Origin of the sequence: Amycolatopsis sacchari (assembly GCF_900114035.1) — a bacterium.
Taxonomy (GTDB): Bacteria; Actinomycetota; Actinomycetes; order Mycobacteriales; family Pseudonocardiaceae; genus Amycolatopsis_E; species Amycolatopsis_E sacchari.
The window spans coordinates 77,573-98,003 of sequence record NZ_FORP01000025.1 but is presented as its reverse complement, the minus strand read 5'-3'; the positions used below and the strand labels follow the sequence as shown (position 1 = coordinate 98,003).

18 protein-coding genes are annotated in these 20,431 nt (G+C 71.0%); 12 read left to right on the top strand and 6 right to left on the bottom strand.

Going from position 1 to position 20,431, the window contains the following annotated elements:
• From BMZ92_RS30285 to BMZ92_RS30260, 6 genes are all read left to right on the top strand, one after another.
• Positions 1–402, top strand: a 402-nt coding sequence (locus BMZ92_RS30285) for a transposase (protein ID WP_143249980.1), incomplete at its 5' end; no start/stop codon positions are given.
• A 160-nt stretch (positions 403–562) separates the two neighbouring features.
• On the top strand, positions 563–1,666 hold the full coding sequence (locus tag BMZ92_RS30280; RefSeq protein ID WP_091514565.1) for a PrsW family intramembrane metalloprotease: 1,104 nt from the start codon (positions 563–565) through the stop codon (positions 1,664–1,666).
• A gap of 135 nt (positions 1,667–1,801) precedes the next feature.
• Entirely contained in the window at positions 1,802–2,686 is an 885-nt protein-coding gene (locus tag BMZ92_RS30275; protein WP_091514523.1) for a Rossmann-like and DUF2520 domain-containing protein, read from the top strand.
• Positions 2,683–3,564 carry a pantoate--beta-alanine ligase gene (gene panC, locus BMZ92_RS30270; RefSeq protein ID WP_091514521.1) on the top strand — a complete coding sequence of 294 codons (882 nt, stop codon included), beginning with the start codon at positions 2,683–2,685 and terminating at the stop codon, positions 3,562–3,564. Before BMZ92_RS30275 ends, panC begins: the two co-directional genes overlap by 4 nt.
• Before the next feature lie 13 nt (positions 3,565–3,577).
• Positions 3,578–4,120 (top strand): aspartate 1-decarboxylase, encoded by a 543-nt coding sequence (gene panD, locus BMZ92_RS30265; protein ID WP_091514519.1) that lies wholly within the window; start codon positions 3,578–3,580, stop codon positions 4,118–4,120.
• On the top strand, positions 4,121–4,891 hold the full coding sequence (locus BMZ92_RS30260) for a type III pantothenate kinase (RefSeq protein ID WP_091514517.1): 771 nt from the start codon (positions 4,121–4,123) through the stop codon (positions 4,889–4,891). It abuts the gene before it with no gap.
• On the opposite strand, the gene BMZ92_RS30255 is transcribed toward BMZ92_RS30260, so the two are convergent.
• Positions 4,888–5,640 carry a class I SAM-dependent methyltransferase gene (locus tag BMZ92_RS30255; RefSeq protein ID WP_091514515.1) on the bottom strand — a complete coding sequence of 251 codons (753 nt, stop codon included), beginning with the start codon at positions 5,638–5,640 and terminating at the stop codon, positions 4,888–4,890. The two genes, BMZ92_RS30260 and BMZ92_RS30255, sit on opposite strands and share 4 nt — an antisense overlap.
• 72 nt (positions 5,641–5,712) lie before the next feature.
• On the opposite strand from BMZ92_RS30255, the gene lysS reads away from it, so the two are divergent.
• Both lysS and BMZ92_RS30245 read left to right on the top strand, forming a co-directional pair.
• The gene (lysS, locus tag BMZ92_RS30250; protein WP_177228938.1) at positions 5,713–7,224 is read left to right on the top strand and encodes a lysine--tRNA ligase; all 1,512 of its coding nucleotides are present in this window, start codon (positions 5,713–5,715) and stop codon (positions 7,222–7,224) included.
• Between the two features lie 149 nt (positions 7,225–7,373).
• Positions 7,374–7,718, top strand: coding sequence for a histone-like nucleoid-structuring protein Lsr2 (locus BMZ92_RS30245; RefSeq protein WP_091514512.1), 345 nt, complete (start codon positions 7,374–7,376; stop codon positions 7,716–7,718).
• Positions 7,719–8,029: 311 nt separating this feature from the next.
• Here the strand turns inward: BMZ92_RS30245 and BMZ92_RS30240 are convergent, their stop codons facing one another.
• Complete coding sequence (locus BMZ92_RS30240; protein ID WP_091514509.1) at positions 8,030–8,845, bottom strand: (2Fe-2S)-binding protein; 816 nt, start codon at positions 8,843–8,845, stop codon at positions 8,030–8,032.
• Positions 8,846–9,155: 310 nt separating this feature from the next.
• On the opposite strand from BMZ92_RS30240, the gene BMZ92_RS30235 reads away from it, so the two are divergent.
• Together BMZ92_RS30235 and BMZ92_RS30230 are read left to right on the top strand one after the other, a co-directional pair.
• On the top strand, positions 9,156–11,708 hold the full coding sequence (locus tag BMZ92_RS30235; protein ID WP_091514506.1) for an ATP-dependent Clp protease ATP-binding subunit: 2,553 nt from the start codon (positions 9,156–9,158) through the stop codon (positions 11,706–11,708).
• A gap of 97 nt (positions 11,709–11,805) precedes the next feature.
• Positions 11,806–14,934, top strand: a complete 3,129-nt coding sequence (locus BMZ92_RS30230; RefSeq protein ID WP_091514504.1) for an AfsR/SARP family transcriptional regulator — start codon at positions 11,806–11,808, stop codon at positions 14,932–14,934.
• 632 nt (positions 14,935–15,566) lie between these two features.
• Here BMZ92_RS30230 and BMZ92_RS30225 read toward each other — a convergent pair.
• On the bottom strand, positions 15,567–16,367 hold the full coding sequence (locus BMZ92_RS30225) for an ABC transporter permease (protein WP_091514502.1): 801 nt from the start codon (positions 16,365–16,367) through the stop codon (positions 15,567–15,569).
• Positions 16,364–17,314: an ATP-binding cassette domain-containing protein gene (locus tag BMZ92_RS30220; RefSeq protein WP_091514499.1), complete on the bottom strand. Its 951-nt coding sequence runs from the start codon at positions 17,312–17,314 to the stop codon at positions 16,364–16,366. Before BMZ92_RS30220 ends, BMZ92_RS30225 begins: the two co-directional genes overlap by 4 nt.
• A 113-nt stretch (positions 17,315–17,427) precedes the next feature.
• On the opposite strand from BMZ92_RS30220, the gene BMZ92_RS30215 reads away from it, so the two are divergent.
• Entirely contained in the window at positions 17,428–18,408 is a 981-nt protein-coding gene (locus tag BMZ92_RS30215; protein WP_245783341.1) for an endonuclease/exonuclease/phosphatase family protein, read from the top strand.
• Here BMZ92_RS30215 and BMZ92_RS30210 read toward each other — a convergent pair.
• Both BMZ92_RS30210 and BMZ92_RS30205 read right to left on the bottom strand, forming a co-directional pair.
• Positions 18,395–19,222, bottom strand: coding sequence for an SIR2 family NAD-dependent protein deacylase (locus tag BMZ92_RS30210; RefSeq protein WP_245783340.1), 828 nt, complete (start codon positions 19,220–19,222; stop codon positions 18,395–18,397). The two genes, BMZ92_RS30215 and BMZ92_RS30210, sit on opposite strands and share 14 nt — an antisense overlap.
• Positions 19,212–19,517, bottom strand: a complete 306-nt coding sequence (locus tag BMZ92_RS30205) for an antibiotic biosynthesis monooxygenase family protein (protein WP_091514497.1) — start codon at positions 19,515–19,517, stop codon at positions 19,212–19,214. Before BMZ92_RS30205 ends, BMZ92_RS30210 begins: the two co-directional genes overlap by 11 nt.
• A 66-nt stretch (positions 19,518–19,583) precedes the next feature.
• Here BMZ92_RS30205 and BMZ92_RS30200 point away from each other — a divergent pair, with 66 nt between their 5' ends.
• Positions 19,584–20,366 (top strand): alpha/beta fold hydrolase, encoded by a 783-nt coding sequence (locus tag BMZ92_RS30200; protein WP_177228937.1) that lies wholly within the window; start codon positions 19,584–19,586, stop codon positions 20,364–20,366.
• Positions 20,367–20,431: the final 65 nt, after the last annotated feature.

The following is a 20,431-nucleotide window of genomic DNA, read 5'->3' as shown; positions in this document are numbered from 1 at the left end:
CTTGCCCGGGTCCTGACCTCCATGCCCGGCATCGGAGTCAGGACCGCCGCCCGCATCCTGCTCGAGATCGGCGACGCCTCCGCCTTCAAAAGCTCGGCACACCTGGCCGCCTACGCCGGCATCGCCCCCGTCACCCGCACCTCCGGCAGCTCGATCAAGGGCGAACACCCCGCCCGAACCGGCAACCGCAAGCTCAAACGGGCGTTCTTCCTGGCCGCATTCGCCGCCCTGCACGACCCGACCAGCAGGGCCTACTACGACCGCAAGAGAGCCGAGGGCAAGAAACACAACGCTGCCCTCATCTGCCTCGCCCGCCGCCGCTGCGACGTCATCTACGCCATGCTCCGCAACCGCACCTACTACCGAACCCCGCAACCCAAAAACACGCCCGCCGCCGCTTGACAACCACATAGGGACACCCCGCCGCGCACCCCGGGACCAACCGACCGGCCCCACCGACGATTCGCCGGTGGCTGGGGCCGACCTCACCCCGTCCCTTCTGCGACACCGGCGCGTCACCGTAGAGTTCCGGGCTGTGACGACGGCACCCCGCAGGATCACCGTGCTGTTGCCCGTCCTCGGCCTGGTCCTGGTCGCGGTCTGCGGGCTCACCCTGCTCGCGCTCGCCACGGTCCGCGTCGGGCCGCTCGCCGTCGTGATCGGCGTGGCGGCCGCGCTCGTACCGGTCGCCGTCGTGGTCGCCGCCGTGTTGTGGGTCGACCGCTGGGAGCCGGAACCCGCGAAACTGCTGCTGCTCGCCTTCGTGTGGGGTGCGTGCATCGCGACGATCACCGCGCTGCTCATCAACAACACCGCCGAAACCGTCGGGGACCTCCTGCTGGGCAACGGCCGGGGCAGCCGGGTCAGCGCGCTCGTGTCGGCGCCACTCGTCGAGGAGGCGGCGAAGGGCTCCTTCGTGCTGCTCCTGCTGCTGCGCCGCCGCGAGGAGTTCGACGGGATCATCGACGGCATCGTCTACGCCGGGCTCACCGCCGCCGGGTTCGCCTTCACCGAGAACATCTACTACTTCGGCCGGGCGTTCGCCGACTACGGCTTCGGCGACGGCACCAGCGCCGGCGTGATCGCGGCGTTCGTGCTGCGGGGTGTGCTTTCGCCGTTCACGCACCCGCTGTTCACCGCGCTCACCGGTGTCGGCATCGGCGTCGCCGCACGGGCACCCCGCGGGCCGGTGAAGGTGCTCGCGCCGCTGGGCGGGTACCTCGGTGCGGTCTGCCTGCACGCGTTGTGGAACGGCGCGGCCACGCTCGGCGGGGCGAAGACGTTCCTCAACGTCTACTTCCTGATCATGGTGCCGATGTTCGTCGCGGTCGTGCTCGTCGTGATCCTGCAACGGCGGCGTGAGCAGCGGATCGTCGAGGCCGCGTTGCCGGGCATGGTCCGCGCGCGGTGGATCGCGGCGTCGGAGGTGGAACTGCTGTCGAGCCTGACCGGCCGCCGGGAGTGGCGCAGGCAGGCGCGGCGGCAGTCGGGGCGGCGCGCGGCGAAGGCCGTCGCCGAGTACCAGAACGCCGTAACCGAACTGGCTTTCCTCAAGCGGCACAAGGGAAATGCCGAGGCACGCCGTCGTGAGGGCGAACTGCTCGGGCAGCTGCGCGCGGCCAGGGCCGAGGCCGTCCGGCTGGCCGGTGAGCACGCCGACGGGTGAAGCTAGTCACCAACACCGGAACAACCGCCCGCGTCCGGGCTACTCTCGCGCCGTCGTCCGGTACCCGCGACCGAAGAGCGGGACTGGAACGAAATCGAGGAGCTTTGTTGCCATGAGCGTCCACCGGGGCACGCCATGACGCGGCCGGCGAGGCTCGCCGTCGGCGTCGTTTCCGCGGGCCGGGTCGGCAGCGTCCTGGGTGCCGCCCTCGCCAGGGCGGGGCACACGGTCGTCGCCGCCTCCGGGATCTCCGCCGCCTCCCACGCGCGGGCCGAACGCCTGCTGCCGGGAGTTCCGCTGCTGCCACCCGACGAGGTGGTCGGCGCCGCCGACCTGGTGCTGCTCGCCGTCCCGGACGACGAGCTGGCCGGTCTGGTCGCCGGGCTCGCCGCGACCGGGTCGTGGCGCAGCGGGCAGATCGTCATCCACACCTCGGGCGCGCACGGGCTCGACGTGCTGGCTCCCGCCGTCGAATCCGGTGCCCTCCCACTCGCGCTGCACCCGGTGATGACGTTCACCGGGCGCGAGGAGGACCTGCAGCGGATGGCCGCGTGCAGCGTCGGGGTCACGGCGTCCGACGAGGTCGCCTGGCACGTCGGCGAGGCGCTGACCGTGGAGATGGGCGGCGAGGCCGTCCGCGTGCCGGAGGCCGCCCGCCCGCTGTACCACGCGGCGCTCGCGCACGGCGCGAACCACCTCGCGACACTGGTGGCAGACTGTCTTGACCTGCTGGCCGGTGCGGGCATCCCGAACGGCGAGCGGATGCTCGGCCCGCTGCTGTCGGCCGCGCTGGACAACACGTTGCGCCACGGTGACCGCGCCCTCACCGGCCCGGTCGCCCGAGGTGACGCCGGCACGGTCCGCAAGCACCTGGCGGTGCTGGGCGCGGAAGCGCCGGAGGTCCGCCCCTGTTACACCGCCCTCGCCCGCCGGACGGCCGCGCGAGCCGAAGCGGCGGGCCTGCTCGGCGCGGACGCCGCCGCCGAAATCACCGAACTCCTCGAAGGACCCCAACCGTGACCCCCACCCCGAAGTTCACCCGCGGGCAGCTGAACACGTTCCAGACGCCCGACGACGTGGCCCGCGTCAGCGCGGCCCTGCACTCCGTCGGCCGCAAGGTCGCGCTGGTGCCGACGATGGGCGCGCTGCACGCCGGGCACCGCGAGCTGCTGCGCCGCGCCAAGCGCCTGCCGAACACCGTCGTGGCCGCCTCGATCTTCGTGAACCCGCTGCAGTTCGGCGAGGGCGAGGACTTCGAGGCGTACCCGCGCCCGCTCGACCGCGACCTGGAGGTGCTCACCGACGCCGGGGTCGAGCTGGCGTTCGTGCCCAAGGCGGGCGACCTCTACGCCGAGGGCCACGCCGTGACGGTGCAGCCCGGCCCGCTCGGCGACGAACTGGAGGGCGCCGCCCGGCCAGGGCATTTCGCCGGGGTGCTGACCGTGGTGTCGAAGCTGTTCAACATCGTGCGCCCCGACTACGCGTTCTTCGGCGAGAAGGACTACCAGCAGCTGGTGCTGATCAAGCGGATGGTGCGCGACCTCAACTTCCCCACGAGGGTCATCGGCGTGCCGACGGTCCGCGAGAACGACGGGCTGGCGCTGTCGTCGCGCAACGTCTACCTCAGCGAGGAGCAGCGTGCCGACGCCGCCGTGCTGTCGGCGGCGCTGGCCGCCGGGGCGCACGTCGGGGCCCAGGGCGCGGAAGCCGTGCTCGACATGGCGCGGCAGACGCTCGCCGCCCGGCCGGCCGTGTCCGTCGACTACCTCGAACTCAGGGGAACCGATCTGGGTCCCGCGCCCGTCGATGGAGAGGCACGCCTGTTGGTCGCCGCGAGGGTCGGCACGACCCGGCTGATCGACAACGTGCCCGTCCTGCTCGGCGCCGCAGGGGAATGAAAGGGAACGGCACATGTACCGCACGATGCTCAAGTCGAAGATCCATCGGGCGACGGTCACGCAGGCCGACCTGCACTACGTCGGCTCGGTGACCATCGACGAGACGCTCATGGAGGCGGCCGACCTGCTGCCGGGCGAGCAGGTGTCCATTGTGGACATCACGAACGGTGCGCGCCTGGAGACGTACGTGATCGCGGGCGAGCGGGACAGCGGGGTCATCGGCATCAACGGTGCCGCCGCGCACCTGGTGCACCCCGGTGACCTGGTGATCCTGATGTCCTACGCGCAGATGGACGCCGCCGAGGCGGTGTCGTTCCGGCCGCGGATCGTGTTCGTCGACGCCGACAACCGGATCAAGCACGAGGGTTCGGACGCGGCGTACGCGCCGGAGGGCTCGGGGCTGATCAGCGGCACGGTGGCGGCCAGCCCCTCGCCCACCACCACCCTCAACGGAGACGCTGCGCGTCGCGGTCCACACTCGCCCGATGCCACGTTCCCGGTGGCGGAGACCGTGGACGCCGCGAAGCTCGACGCCCTGCTGCACGCGGAGAACTAGGTGCTGCTGGCGATCGACGTCGGCAACACCAACATCGTGCTCGGTCTCTACGACGGGTCCGAACTGGTCGGGAACTGGCGGATGCGGACCGACGCGCAGATGACCGCCGACGAGCTCGCCCTCACCATGCGCGGGTTGCTCGGGGAGCACGCTGACGCCGTCACCGGTATCAGCGCGCTGTCCACCGTGCCCGCGGTGCTGCGGGAACTGCGCGTGATGCTGTCCCGCTACTACCGGCGCGTGCCGAAGGTCGTGGTGGAGCCGGGCGTGCGCACCGGCGTGCCGTTGCTCGTCGACAACCCGCGTGAGGTGGGTGCGGACCGGCTCGTGAACACGCTCGCCGCGCACCACCTGCACCAGACGGCGTGCGTGGTGGTCGACTTCGGCACGTCGACCAACGTCGACGCGATCTCGTCGAAGGGCGAGTTCCTGGGCGGGGCGTTCGCGCCGGGTATCGAGATCTCGGTGGACGCGCTCGCCGACCGGGCCGCGGCGCTGCGGAAGGTCGAGCTGGTGCCGCCGCGGTCGGTCATCGGCAAGAACACCGTGGAATGCCTGCAGTCGGGCATCCTCTACGGCTTCGCGGGGCAGGTCGACGGGCTCGTGCGGCGGATCGTGAAGGAGCTGTCCGGCGACGGCCCGGTCGCGGTGCTCGCGACGGGCGGCCTGGCGCCGCTCGTGATCTCCGAGTCCGAGACGATCACCGACCACGTGCCGGACCTGACGTTGCTGGGCCTGCGGCTGGTGTTCGAAAGGCAGTACGCCCGCTAAGAGCGCACCGCCTTCAGCACCGTCGTCACGATCAGCAGGTCGAATTCGCCCTGTGCGGTTTCCGGGTTCTTCGCGAGGAACCGCCGGAGCCGCTCCAGGGTCGCGGCCCGTTCCTCCTCGGAGGCGGTCAGCAGGTGCGAGTGCGTCGCGATCGTTTCGACGAGCGTCTCGGCGGTGCGGCGCTGCCGGTGCGGGAACTCCTCGCGCTGGTAGGCACCGAACGCGGCGTGCGGCGGCAGTTCCGGGCGCTGGGACAGCCACCGGGTGCTGGAGTTCGTGCGGGACAACTGGGCGAATTCCGCGACCCACGGCACGGATTCGTCGTCGTGGTTCCACAGCGCGACGACCGTGCCGCCCGGCCGGAGCACCCGCGCGATCTCGGGCAGTGCGCGGTCCAGGTCGAACCAGTGGAACGCCTGCCCCGCGAGCACGGCGTCGAACTCGCCGTCGCCGAAGGGGATCTCCTCCGCGGTCCCGGCGTGGGCGGGCACGCCGGGGAGCCGGCGAGTCAGCTCGGCGCGCATCTCCGGATCGGGCTCGACGGCTTCGACGTGCAGGCCCAGTGCGAGCAGCCCTTCGGAAAGCCGGCCGGTGCCCGCGGCGAGATCCAGGACCCTTGCTGCCCCCTCGGGCAGCCCCCAGCGCAGGGCGGGCAGCGGGTAGTCCGGGCGGTGCTCGCCGTAGGCCTTCGCCCGTGCGCCGAAGGAGCGGGCGCGCCGCCGGTACGCGGCAGAAGTGGGATCGGTCACCCGATCGATACTATTCGCGGGCAAAGGTAATCCGGTTGGCCCAGCGTGGGACGGGCTTCGTACCCTATGCGTATGACCCATTCCGCCGCTTCCGAGCGCCCCCTGCCCGAAGAAGACCTGCCGGAACAGATGCGGGTTCGCCGGGCCAAGCGCGACCGGATAATCGCGGAAGGTGGTGACCCGTATCCCGTCGAGGTGCCGCGCACGCACACCCTCGCGGAGATCCGGGCGAAGTATTCCGACCTGCCCGCCGACACCTCGACCGGTGACGTCGTCGGGGTCACGGGACGCGTGCTGTTCATCCGGAACACCGGAAAACTGTGTTTCGCCACTCTGCGCGAAGGCGACGGCACGGAGTTGCAGGCGATGATCAGCCTCGCCGGTGTCGGCGAGGAGGCGCTGGCCGACTGGAAATCGGAGGTCGACCTCGGCGACCACGTTTTCGTGCACGGTGAGGTCATCACGTCCCGGCGCGGCGAGCTGTCCGTGATGGCCGACCGCTGGCAGATGGCGGCGAAAGCGCTGCGCCCGTTGCCGGTCGCGCACAAGGAGCTCGCCGAGGAAACGCGGATCCGGCAGCGTTACGTCGACCTGATCCTGCGGCCGAAGGCGCGTGACGTCGTCCGCACCAGGGCCGGTGTCGTGCGCTCGCTGCGCAATTCCTTCGAACGGCGCGGGTTCGTCGAGGTCGAGACGCCGATGCTGCAGACGCAGCACGGTGGCGCCGCGGCCCGGCCGTTCGTCACGCACTCCAACGCGTTCGACATCGACCTGTTCCTGCGCATCGCGCCGGAGCTGTACCTCAAGCGCTGCGTGGTGGGCGGTATCGAGAAGGTCTTCGAGATCAACCGCAACTTCCGGAACGAGGGCAGTGACTCCTCGCATTCGCCCGAATTCGCCATGCTGGAGTTCTACGAGGCGTACGCGACGTACGACACCAACGCGGTGATGACCCGGGAGCTGATCCAGGAAGCGGCACAGGCCGTATTCGGCAGCCTCGAAGTGACACTCGCCGACGGAACGCCCTACGACCTGTCGGGTGAATGGAAGTCGCTCACCATGTACGGGTCGTTGTCCGAGGCCCTCGGCGAGGAGGTCACGCCCGACACCACGGTCGAGGAGCTGCGGGGCTTCGCCCGGGCGCACGGCCTGGAGCCGGACCCGAAACTGGGGCACGGCAAGCTGGTCGAGGAACTGTGGGAGCACCTGGTCGGGGATCACCTCCACGAACCCACATTTGTGCGTGATTTCCCGATCGAGACCTCGCCGCTGACCAGGCAGCACCGCAGCCGGCCAGGCGTGGCCGAGAAGTGGGACCTCTACGTGCGCGGTTTCGAGCTGGCCACGGGCTACTCCGAGCTGGTCGATCCGGTCGTGGAGCGGGAAAGGCTGACCGCACAGTCCCGTTTGGCCGCGGCCGGGGATAGCGAGGCCATGAGCCTGGACGAGGATTTCCTCCGGGCCCTGGAGTACGGAATGCCCCCATCCGGTGGTGTGGGAATGGGCATCGACCGGTTGCTCATGGCGCTGACCGGCCTCGGTATCCGCGAGACGATCCTGTTCCCGCTCGTGCGTCCGGAATAGTTGCCGGCCCGCTCGCACAGACGCGCAATGCAAACGAAGTTTGCGTTGTGCGCTGATTCCGGGTATTAATGTCCTAGTCAATGGCTTCGAACAGGGGCACTCGCCCCTACCCAAGACATTCGCGGCTAGTTCAAAACAGGAGGAAACTGATGGCACAGAAGGTGCTGGTCTCCCTCGTGGACGACCTCGACGGTTCGGAGGCGGACGAGACCGTCGAGTTCGGTTTGGACGGGATCAACTACCAGATCGACCTGTCCAGTGAAAACGCGGAGGAGCTGCGGGACGCTCTCGCCCAGTACGTCGAGCACGCCCGCAGGGCCGGTGGCCGCAAGCGCGCGGGCCGTCCCTCGGCGAAGCCCGCGGCCAGCTCCGCTTCGGTGGACCGCGAGCAGAACCAGGCCATTCGTGCGTGGGCGCGCAAGAACGGCTTCCAGGTTTCCGACCGCGGACGTATCCCGTCCGAGGTCGTCGAGGCCTACCACAAGAAGAACTGACCCTTCGGGGGCAATAGCCGCGTACGGGGCCGCCGGGATTACGCCCGGCGGCCCCGTTCACGTCTCCGGCTTTCTTGAACTCTGTTCTACGCTTCTGGGGCGTCCGGTCCGGCCGGTCTTCGGCATCGTCCAATAGGTCGAATTCGGTTCCGTGCTAATCCGCGACTGCAACTTGCGCGTTGCGGGTGTGATCACCGAACACGAGCAATCGATTCCCCGCGCGGACTCCGTGGCGGTACGCGCAGGGGCCCGATGGCACATTTGCCCTGTGCGCATTTACCGGACGCGCTCCCGGGGTGTAGTGGTCAAGATCACTTCGCGCGCAGGCGCGGGCATTCGGCGCACTCCGCCTCGCCGGGCAGGAGGTAGGAGAAGCAGCAGCTCTCCCGGCGGCGGGTCCAGCACCGGCCTTCCAGCCGCAGTGCCGACGCGGCCGTGAGGGGCGGGTAGCGGGCGTCGAGCACCAGTGCCGCGTCGGCGACCCCGGCGCCTTCGTCCCCGCCCTGGCGCCCGGCCCACCACAGGGCGTTGTCGAGCGCGTCCGTCGCCGCGGCCCACAGCATGCGGCGGCCGAGCCGGCTCACCGGTGCGTAGGCGGCGACGAACCGGGCGGCGTGTCCGGTGTAGCGGGCGCGCAGCGCGGCGGCCAGTGCCCGTTCGTCCCTGACGACGGTCGCGTCGGGGCAGCCCGCCGCGGGGTCGGCTGGCAGGCAGTAGAACTCGCTCCCGAGTACGGCGATCCCCTCCGGGTGCGGCCGGTCGCCGCCCAGCCGGAAGGCCAGCTCCTCCGGCCGGAGCAGCGGCACCCTCCGTTCGTGGTGCAGCAGCAGCGCCGCGGTGTAGGCGGGCACGTGCAGGTACCACGACATGACGTAACCGGCCGTGGTCCTTCCGGGTGCTTCTCCGAACCGCGCCCGCAGCCACCCGGCGAGGGCTCTGCGCCACGCCGCGAACCGCGCGGGGTCCGCCAGCAGGTCCGCGCAGCGCTGCCACTCGCCGTCCCCGGGCAGGTCGGGGCGGAATTCGGTGCGCCGCTGGAGCGGCGCCACCCTGGTGACGGAGTCGGCGAGGCCGGGCACGGCGGGGTGCCGTCGCACGGTGTCGATCACGGCCTCCCGCTGCTCCATCCGGGTGTTAGGTCTGCCTTACCTTACCGGCTTTTGGGGGAGGCGCCACCGGGGTATCCGGCGTCTGTTCGCGGTGAGCGGACAAAGGCCGCCGGCGGAATCCCCGGCGGGGGCCACGCGTTGGAAAGAACGTCAGTAAGCAGCGAAAACGCGAGGCCGGCGAAGGTCGGCGTACTGACTTCTGTGACCTGATTCGCCCCAGTGGTAGCCCGGTGGAAGCTGTCGGCTACTACAGTGGACTCACGGTGCTGAATCCATCGCCAACGCGGGATGGAGGCTCACCGCCGGCGCAGCAGTCGAGGGAGTGGGAATGTTCGAGAGGTTCACCGACCGCGCGAGGCGGGTGGTCGTCCTGGCCCAGGAAGAGGCCAGGATGCTCAACCACAACTACATCGGCACCGAGCACATCCTCCTGGGTTTGATCCACGAGGGTGAGGGTGTCGCCGCCAAGGCGCTCGAATCGTTGGGCATCGCGCTGGAGGGCGTCCGCCAGCAGGTCGAGGAGATCATCGGCCAGGGCCAGCAGGCTCCGAGCGGGCACATCCCCTTCACCCCGCGGGCCAAGAAGGTGCTCGAGCTGTCGTTGCGCGAGGCGCTCCAGCTCGGCCACAACTACATCGGCACCGAGCACATCCTGCTCGGGCTGATCCGCGAGGGCGAGGGCGTGGCGGCGCAGGTGCTCGTCAAGCTCGGCGCGGATCTCAACCGCGTGCGCCAGCAGGTGCTGCAGCTGCTGTCCGGCTACCAGGGCAAGGAGCCGGCCGAGGCCGGCGCCGGCCGTGGCGAGGGCACGCCGTCCTCGTCGCTGGTGCTCGACCAGTTCGGCCGCAACCTGACCGTCTCCGCCCGCGAGGGCAAGCTCGACCCGGTCATCGGGCGCAGCAAGGAGATCGAGCGGGTCATGCAGGTGCTGTCGCGCCGCACCAAGAACAACCCGGTCCTCATCGGCGAGCCCGGCGTGGGCAAGACCGCCGTCGTCGAGGGCCTGGCCCAGAACATCGTCAAGGGCGAGGTGCCCGAGACGCTCAAGGACAAGCAGCTCTACACGCTCGACCTCGGCTCGCTGGTCGCGGGCTCCCGCTACCGCGGTGACTTCGAAGAGCGCCTCAAGAAGGTGCTCAAGGAGATCAAGACCCGCGGCGACATCATCCTGTTCATCGACGAGCTGCACACGCTGGTCGGGGCGGGTGCCGCCGAGGGTGCCATCGACGCGGCCTCGATCCTGAAGCCGATGCTGGCCCGCGGTGAGCTGCAGACGATCGGCGCCACCACGCTCGAGGAGTACCGCAAGTACATCGAGAAGGACGCCGCGCTGGAGCGCCGCTTCCAGCCGATCCAGGTGGGCGAGCCGTCGCTCGAGCACACCATCGAGATCCTCAAGGGCCTGCGCGACCGGTACGAGGCGCACCACCGCGTCTCGATCACCGACTCGGCGCTGGTCGCCGCCGCGACGCTGGCCGACCGGTACATCAACGACCGGTTCCTGCCGGACAAGGCGATCGACCTGATCGACGAGGCCGGCGCCCGGATGCGCATCCGCCGGATGACCGCGCCGCCGGACCTGCGCGAGTTCGACGAGAAGATCGCCGCCGTCCGCCGGGACAAGGAGTCGGCGATCGACGCGCAGGACTTCGAGCGCGCCGCGCGCCTGCGCGACGAGGAGAAGACCCTGCTGGGCCAGAAGTCCGAGCGGGAGAAGCAGTGGAAGGACGGTGACCTGGACGTCGTCGCCGAGGTCGACGACGAGCAGATCGCCGAGGTCCTGGCCAACTGGACCGGTATCCCGGTGTTCAAGCTCACCGAGGAGGAGACCACGCGTCTGCTCCGCATGGAGGACGAGCTGCACAAGCGGATCATCGGCCAGGAGGACGCCGTCAAGGCGGTCTCGCAGGCCATCCGCCGCACCCGCGCCGGCCTGAAGGACCCGAAGCGCCCGTCCGGCTCGTTCATCTTCGCCGGCCCGTCCGGTGTCGGTAAGACCGAGCTGTCCAAGGCGCTGGCGAACTTCCTGTTCGGCGAGGACGACGCGCTCATCCAGATCGACATGGGCGAGTTCCACGACCGCTACACCGCCTCGCGGCTGTTCGGTGCCCCTCCGGGCTACGTCGGCTACGAGGAGGGCGGCCAGCTCACCGAGAAGGTGCGCCGCAAGCCGTTCTCGGTCGTGCTGTTCGACGAGATCGAGAAGGCCCACCAGGAGATCTACAACACCCTGTTGCAGGTCCTGGAGGACGGCCGCCTCACCGACGGGCAGGGTCGCACGGTCGACTTCAAGAACACCGTGCTGATCTTCACCTCGAACCTGGGCACGCAGGACATCTCCAAGTCCGTGAGCCTCGGCTTCTCCGCCGGAAACGACGACACGTCGCGGTACGACAAGATGAAGCAGAAGGTCAACGAGGAGATGAAGAAGCACTTCCGGCCGGAGTTCCTCAACCGCATCGACGACATCATCGTCTTCCACCAGCTCACCCAGGAGCAGATCATCCAGATGGTGGACCTGATGGTGCGCCGGGTGGAGACCCAGCTCAAGGCCAAGGACATGGCGATCGAGCTGACCGACAAGGCGAAGGCGCTGCTGGCCAAGCGCGGCTTCGACCCGGTGCTCGGTGCCCGTCCGCTGCGCCGGACCATCCAGCGGGAGATCGAGGACCAGCTGTCCGAGAAGATCCTGTTCGGCGAGGTGCAGCCGGGGCAGATCGTCATCGTCGACGTCGAGGGCTGGAGCGGCAACCCGGAGGACAGGGACGACCAGGCGAAGTTCACCTTCCGCGGCGAGCCGAAGCCGCTCGAGGTGCCCGACGCCCCGCCCGTGTCCATCGGTGCCGGCAACGACCCGCGGCACGAGGCCGAGAACGACTGACGACCGGTAGGCCGTAGCGGACGCCCCCAGGGAACTCCCTGGGGGCGTTCGCGTTGTCGGAGGTAAATCGTTCGGGGGAATCTGGGAAGCTGGAACCGTGCGCGTGGATGTGCTCGGCCCGTTGCGGGTCCGGGGGGACGACGGGGCGTCGATCGAGGTCGGCGGCGCCCGTCTGCGCATGCTCCTGGCCAGGCTCGCGCTCGACGCCAACCACCCGGTCAGCCCGGAGTCGCTCGTCGACGGGCTGTGGGGTGCCGAACCGCCCGCCGACGCGGTCAACGCATTGCAGTCCCTCGTCTCGCGGCTGCGGCGCGCGCTGGGTGACAGCGCCCGGCTGTCCTCCACCGCCGGTGGTTACGTGCTCAAGGTCGAGGAGGTCGACGCCGCCCGGTTCGAGGAGCTGGCGACGCGTGGCCGTCACGAGCTGGCGGCCGGGAACCACGCGGCCGCGGCCACGACGCTGACCGAAGCGCTCGCGTTGTGGCGCGGGGAAGCGCTTTCCGACGTCCTCGACGCACCGTTCGCCCAGGCTCCCGCCGCGCGGCTCGACGAGCTGCGGGCGAGCGCGCGTGAGGACCGTTTCGAGGCGGAGCTGGAGCTGGGCCACCACGCGGACGTGCTGGCGGACCTCGAAACCGCCGGTGCCGAGCACCCGTTGCGGGAGCGTCTCGCGGGGCTGCGGATGCGGGCCCTCTACGCGGCCGGGCGCCAGTCCGACGCCCTCGCCGTCTACGAGCACACCCGCGCCCTGCTCGCCGACGAGCTGGGGGTCGATCCCTCGGCCGAGCTCCGGCAGGTGCACCTCGCCGTGCTGCGCGGCGAACTCGCGACCCCGCGACCCGTCAACGACAACCTGCCGGTGCGGCTGACGAGCTTCGTCGGGCGCGAACGGGAGCTGGACCTGCTCGCCCGCTCGCTCGCGTCCGCCCGCCTGGTCACGCTCGCCGGTCCCGGTGGTGCGGGCAAGACCAGGCTCGCCACGGAAACCGCCGTCCGCCATCCCGACGCCGAGCGCGGCCGGGTGTGGTTCGTGGCGCTCGCGGCCGTCCGCGATCCCGGCGACGTCATCAGCGCTGTGCTCGCCGCCCTGCGTTCGCTGGACATGCGGGTGCTCAACACGCCGCCGTCGCTGCACGTCATGGAGCCGCTCGACCGCGTGACCGACCTGATCGGCAGCGCGGGCGGCCTGCTCGTGCTGGACAACTGCGAGCACGTCGTGGGCGCGGCCGCCGAGCTCGCCCACGAGCTGCTGACGCGCCTGCCGAACCTGCGGATCCTCGCCACCAGCAGGGAACCGCTCGCGATCACGGGTGAGCTGCTGTGCCAGCTGGGGCCGCTGGAGGTGCCGGAGGCGATGCGGCTGTTCACCGAGCGAGCCGCCTCGGTCCGCCCCGGATTCGCGCTCGACGAGACGACCACCGAGCCCGTGCGTGAGATCTGCCGCCGGCTCGACGGGATGCCGCTGGCGCTGGAACTCGCCGCGGCCCGCCTGCGCTCGATGACCGTGGACCAGATCGCGCGACGGCTCGACGACCGGTTCCGCCTGCTCACGTCGGGCAGCCGGATCGCACTGCCCCGGCAGCGGACGCTGCGTGCCGTCGTCGAGTGGAGCTGGGACCTGCTGGAGAAACCCGAACGCGTGCTGGCGCGGCGGCTCTCGGTCTTTCCCGGCGGTGCCACCACCTCCGCGGCGGAGGAGATCTGCGCGGACGAGCTGCTGCCACGGGAGGACGTGCTGTACGTGCTCGGCTCGCTCGTCGAGAAGTCCATTGTGGACGCCGTGGAGGGGGACGAGCCGAGGTACCGGATGCTGGAGACGCTCCGGGTCTACGGCGAGGAGCGGCTCGACGAGGCGGGCGAGCGCGAGCTGGTGGCCAGGCGGTTCGCCGACCACTACCTGCGGATCGCCGAGGAGCACGAGCCGCTGTTGCGCACCGCGGACCAGCTGCGGGCGATCCGCGTCTTCGAGGCCGAGCACGACAACATGCTCACCGCGTTGCGCAGGGCGATCGACACCGGCGACCCCGAGACGGCGTACCGGTTCACCGCGGCCCTGTGCTGGTACTGGGTGGTCCGCGGGCTGGGCGAGCAACCCGGCGCGTTCATGGGGGACGTGCTCGCCTTCGGTGACCGGCTCCCCGAGGACGTGCGTGCCGCGTTCGAGGTGCTCGCGGCGCTCGTCAAGGCGGCTCCGATGATCGAGGACATGCCCCAGCTGCGCTCGCTGGTCGACGAGTACGCGCGGACGGAGGCGTGGCGGCGTTTCCCGGCGCTCGCCCTCGCCGTGCCGATGCTGGTCTTCCTCGCGCGGGACTGGGAGCTGGCCGAACGGGAGCTGCGCCGGGCGCTGGAGCTGCCGGACCCGTGGGCCCGTGCCGCGGCGCGGTGGGTGCAGGGTTTCGTCCTCGACGACGCCGGGGACCTCGACGGCAGCGAGCGGGTGCGGGAGCAGGCGCTCGAAGGCTTCCGCGAGCTGGGTGACCGGTGGGGCGTCGCGATGACCATCGGGATGCAGGCGAGTGCGCATTCGTTGCGCGGCAGGCACGCCGAGGCGATCGCGGGGTACCGGCACGGGCTGGCGCTGGCGCGGGAGCTGGCGTCGGCCGAGGACACCGTGCAGCAGCAGTCCCGGCTGGCGAACGAGCTGTACCGGTCCGGCGACGTCGAAGGAGCGTGGCGGGAGATCCGCGAGGCGCAGCAGCTCGCTGACGAGCTGGGGCAGCTGGAACACCGCGCGATCGTCCGGTTCACCCTGATGGACCTGGCGCGGCGGGACGGGGACTTCGCGCAGGCCCGTGAGGTGCTGGAGTGGGTGACCGGGGCGGCGGAGCGGCTGCCGTTCCCGATGGCGATGGCGGAGGAGTGGGTGTCCCTGTTGAGCGCCTCGCTCGCCGTTTCGGAGGGCGATGCGGCCGCCGCGCGCGAGGCGCTGCCCACCGCGGTCCGCACCTCCACCCGGCGGCAGGACATGCCGGACGTGGCGGCCGCGGCACAGGTCGGCGCGAGGCTGCTGGCGCTGGAAGGGAAGGCGGAGCGCGCGGCGTGGGCGCTGGGGGTGACGAAGGTGGTGCGCGGCGCCTTCGACGACGGTGACCCGGAGCTGCGGGCGCTGGTCGCCGAGCTGAAGGCGGTGTTGGGGGCGGGGTTTGAAAGCGCTTTCCGGGCCGGGGCGGAGCTCGGCAAGGAGGACGCGATCGAGGCGCTGCGGCGGGAGTTCTGCGGGTGACCGGGGGTCGGTGGTCGGCCGGTGGGCGGTGGCCTGGCGAGGGACGGTACGCGGCTGGGAGGCGGCGGGGGGCTGGCGGCCTGGGTGGCGGGGGCGGTAGGCGGCCGGTGGTCGGGGCGGCGACGGGTGGCTGGCGGTCTGGAGGGGATGACGGGCGCCGGTGGCTGGATGGTGACGGTGGGCGGCCGGTCGCTGGAATGAGAACGGCGGGCTGCCTGGATGGGACGGCGGGCGGCGAACCGCCTGAACCGAGATGGTGGCGGCCGCACCCGAACAGAAACCACGGCGGCAGCCCTGAACGGCAACGGCACCCGCCTCTGAAGGGCGAGGGCGGCCGCACTTGCCCCGAGAGGTGGCGGCCGCCCCTGAACGGCGCCCCCTCAACGGCAACGGCGGGGCAGCCGCCCTTGGCCCGAGACGGCGGCTAACCGCCCGACCCGGGACCACAGCGCCCGCCCCTGAACGGAGACGGCGGCGAACCGCCCGAACCGAGACCTCAACGCTCGCCCCTGAGCGGAGACGGCGGCGAACCGCCCGCCCCAAGACCACAGCGCCCGCCCCGAAGGCCCACCCCCGAACGAAAACGGCGGGCAGCCGGTCCCGCCGGGACCGGCTGCCCGCACCCCCTGTGATCAGCCCACGCGGCGCCGGTAGGCGCGCATCGCGAGCGGGAAGAACACCAGCACGATCCCCGCGAGCCAGGCGAGCGCCCCGAGCAGCGGCCCGGCCACCTCACCGCCGACCAGCAGACCGCGCATCGCATCGGTCAGGAGGCTCACCGGGTTGATGTCGGACCACGCCCGCAGCCACCCCGGCATCGTCGTGCTCGGGACGAACACGTTGCTGCCGAACGTCAGCGGGAAGACCAGCGCGATCATGATCCCCTGCACCGCGCCCGGCGTGCGGACCAGCATCCCGACGAACACGGCCATCCAGCAGAAGCACAACCCCGCCACGATCATCAGCACAGCGCCGACGACCGCGGCCAGCGGGTTCGTCGTGATGCGGAAACCCATGATCGTCGCCATCACCAGCAGCACCACGATCGCGACCAGGTAGCGCACGATGTCGGCCAGCACAGCGCCCACGAGCGGGGCCGAACGCGCGATCGGCAGGCTGCGGAACCGGTCGAACACGCCCTTGCTGACATCGGTGTTCAGCGCGACGCCCGCGGACAGGCTCGCCATGATCGTGTTCTGCACCAGCAGCCCCGGCGCCAGCGCCTGCAGGTACGTGCCCGTGCTGCCGGAGATCGCGCCGCCGAACAGGTACACGAACATCACCAGGAACAGGATCGGCTGGAGCGTCACGTCGATCAGCTGCTCCGGGTTCTTCCGGATCTTCAGCACGCCCCGCCAGGCCAGCGAAAGCCCGTGTTGCACCGCCTTCGCGGGGCTCACCCGCTGCGGCGGCGCGAGAACAGCGGCCGTCATGCCGCCACCTCCTCAGTCGGTTTTCCGGTCAGGGCGAGGAAAACCTCGTCGAGGCTGGGCAGCCGCAGCGCGACCTCGTCCGCGACGATCCCCGCCTCGTCGAGCTTCCTGACCAAAGTGGACAGCAACACCGGGTCGGACACGGGCGCGGTCAGCAACCCGGTGTCGTCGTCCCGCATCGGCTGCACCCCCGTCAGGTCGCCGAGGATGCGGGACACCGCGTCCAGGTCCGCGAGCGACGTCGGGCGCACCAGCATGGTCTGCCCGCCGACGCGCCGCTTCAGCTCGTCGGCCCGCCCGTTCGCCACGACCCGGCCGTGGTCGAAAACGGTGATCGAGTCGGCCAGCTGGTCGGCCTCCTCGAGGTACTGCGTCGTCAGCAGCACGGTCGCCCCGTCCGCGACGAGCTTGCGCACCACGCCCCACACCTCGTTGCGTGCGTGCGGGTCCAGGCCCGTCGTCGGCTCGTCCAGGTACAGCACCTGGGGGCGGCCGACGAGGCTCGCCGCGAGGTCGAGCCGCCGCCGCATCCCCCCGGAGTACGTCTTGGCGGCGCGGCCCGCGGCCTCGGTCAGCTCGAACTGCTCCAGCAGCTCGACGGCGCGGTGCCGGGCGTCCGGCCGGGACAGGCCCAGCAACCGCCCGATGAGCACCAGGTTCTCGGTCCCCGACAGGTCCTCGTCCACCGACGCGTACTGCCCGGTCAGCCCGATCAGCGAACGCACCCGCACGGGGTCGCGCACCACGTCGTACCCGCCGACCGTCGCGTGCCCGCCGTCCGGCCGCAGCAGCGTGGCCAGGATGCGGACCGCCGTGGTCTTGCCCGCCCCGTTGGGGCCGAGCACACCCACCACCTTGCCCGTGGGGACCTCCAGGTCGACGCCGTTGAGCGCGACCGTGTCCCCGAAGCGTTTCACCAGGCCCTCCGCCCGGATCGCCAGCGACATGTGATCCTCCCTCGTCGTGGGGACCACGGTGCACCCCCGCGCTGGCAGCCCGCGCACAGCGCGCTGTCAGCAGCTGACACCGGCTTGGCAGCGGTTCGCGTAGAAAGGAGCGTGTGCAGATCACCGACAGCGCGGGCACCGCGGTCCACCAGCACGGTTCACCGGCCAGAACGCTGCGCATGATCGCGCTCGCGGTGCTGGCGCTGGGGTTCCTGGAGATCGCCGCGCTGCGGCTGCTCGGCATCGACGGCAACCGGATCACCGCCGCGTTGCTCGCGCTGACGCCGTACGTCGCCGTCGGCGGGCTCCTCCTCGGTGGGGTGTCGCTGGCCTTCCGGCACTGGTGGATCGGCGGCGTGGTGCTGGTGGTCGCGATCGCGCTGGTCGGGATGCTGCTGCCGAGGGCGTTCGCCTCCGCGCAACCGGTCGCGCACGGGCCGAAGCTGCGGGTGATGTCGTCGAACCAGTACCTCGGCAAGGCGGACGTGGCCAGTGTCGTGCGGCTGGTGCGGGAGAACCAGGTCGACGTGCTGAACCTGCTGGAGCTGACCCCGCGCGAGGCCGCCGCGCTGGAGCGGGCCGGGCTGTTCCAGCTGCTGCCGTACCGGGTGTTCAAACCGCAGTTCGGCGGCGCGGGCTCGGGAATCGCGTCGCGCTACCCGCTCACGGAGCTGTCCCTGACCGGTCCCTCGCGGATGGAGCAGCCGAGCGCGCGGGTGGACGTGCACGGCACGGCGGTCGAGGTGGTCGCGGTGCACCCGATCCCGCCGACGACCGACCCGCAGGAGTGGAAGAAGGAGATGGCGGGGCTGCCGAGGCCGAACCCGGGTGGCACGGTCCGGATCCTCGCCGGGGACTTCAACTCCACGGTGGACCACGCGACGTTCCGGGACCTGCTCGACGCGGGGTACACGGACGCGGGGCTGAGCCGGGGCGAGGGGTTCAAGCCGACGTGGCCGTCGTCGTTCTTCCCGCCGCCGGTGACCATCGACCACGTCCTCGTCGACCCGCGTGTCGCGGTGGACGGCTACCGCGTGCTCGACGTGCCCGACTCCGACCACCACGCGGTGCTGGCGGAGGTCAGCCTGCCGTGAGCAGCTCGTCCAGCGCGGTGAGCGTGTCCAGCGCGCCGTAGGGGAGCGAGACGCCGCGGCCGTGCCGGACGTCGGGCTCACGCGGGTTGATGCGGACGAGCGCGCCGTTCGCGGCGCTGGCCAGTTCGGCGTAGCGCCGGACGGTCGGCACGGCCTGGCCCGCGCCCAGTTCGAGCACGACGACGTCCGGCCACTCGCGGCGCCACTCGTTCACCGCGCGCAGCTGCTCGTCGCTCCGGCGGGACAGCCAGTCGAAGTCGCCGAACATCAGGATGTTGGGCCGCGCGAGGCGGCCGCAGTCGAGGCATTCCGGCAGCGGTTCGGCGGCCCGCATCGTGTCCTCGTCGATCTCGACGTGGAGGTCGGCGGCCGACCAGATGCGCTCACCGCACGGCACCGTGCACTGCAGGTGGTGGATCGACCCGTGCACCTCGGCGACGAGCCCGAACCCCGCCTTCTGGAACTGTCCGTCCACATTGGACGTGAAGACGGCGGCTCCGCCCGGTTTGGCCTCGCCCCACTTGCGCAGCAGCGCGAACCCCTCGTGCGGCACGGTGCGGCGGTACAGCTCCAGGCGGTGGCCGTAGAAACCCCACGCCAGGGCCGGATCCTCGGCGAAGTGCCGCGGGTCGGCCATCTCCGCGAAGCGCAGGCCCAGCCGCTCGTACGGCGGGTATGCGCGCCAGAACCCCTCATCGCCGCGGAAATCGGGCAGGCCGGAATCGACGCCCATACCGGCGCCGGCGCAGACCAGCAGGGCGTCGGCGGCCGCGATCAGCGCGGCCGCGCGGTCCAGTTCGTCGTCAGTGCGCACTGTCGAGGTCGACGACCTCGAACTCCAGCAGGCTGGCGCCGCTGGCGACCGGCTTGGCGCGCTCGCCGGAGTGCGCCTCGCGGGACGGGCCCTCGGCCCACGCCTTGAAGTGCTCCTCGGACTCCCACTTCGTGTACACGAAGTAGCGGTTCTCGCCCGCGACGGGGCGCAGTAGCTCGAAGCCGAGGAAACCGGGCTGCGAGTCGACCGCGTGCATCCGGTTGGCGAAGCGCTTCTCCAGCTCCGGACCGGCGCCCTCGGGCACCTCGATCGCGTTGATCTTGACGACTGCCATGAAAAGACTCTACTGCGACGCGGAGCGTCTCCGTTGGGGGTGGCCGTCTCGTGCCACCCTGGCAGGATGACCGAGTTGCGGGGACCGGACGCGGAGCACGTGGGCGTGGTGGACTTCGGTGGGCAGGGGCAGCCCATCGTGTTGTTGCACGGGTTGATGGGGCGGGCGCGGACGTGGTGGCCGGTCGCGCAGTGGCTGCTCCCCTACGGCCACGTCGTGGGGCTCGACGCGCGTGGCCACGGGCGCGCGGCGCGGACCGGGCCGTGGACGACGGAGCAGTTCGTCGAGGACGTGGCGGCGCTGCTGCGGACGTTCGACGAGCCCGCGGTGCTCATCGGGCACTCGATGGGCGGGCTGCACGCGTGGGCCACCGCGGCGACGCACCCGGAGCTGGTGCGGGCGGTGGTGGTCGAGGACATGGCGCCGGACCAGCGCGGCCGGACGGTCGAGACGTGGCGCGGGTACTTCGAGTCGTGGCCGGTGCCGTTCCAGTCGCTCGCGCACGTGCGGGAGTTCTTCGGCAGCACGGGGAACTACTTCGCCGAGTGCGTGGAGGAACGGGAGGACGGCTACCACCTCATCGCTGATCTCGAGGACCTGTACGAGATCGCGGCGGAGTGGGGTCGGCGCGAGTACTGGTCCTTTGTGGACGGTGTGCGGTGCCCGCTGCTGGTGGTCGAGGCCGGTGACACGGCCATGCCGCCCGGTCAGCAGGCGGAGCTGGCGGCTCGTGTGCCGAAGGGCAGGCACGTCGTGGTCGAAGGCGCTGGTCACGTCGTGCACGACGACGCCCCGGAGGCGTACCGGGGCGCTGTCGAGGCCTTCCTGTCGGAGGTGCTGGGGCGCTGAGCCGGAAAGGGCACAGTGTTTGCCCCGTCCGCTTGCGCCACCCGATCTCCCGTTCGAACCGTGGA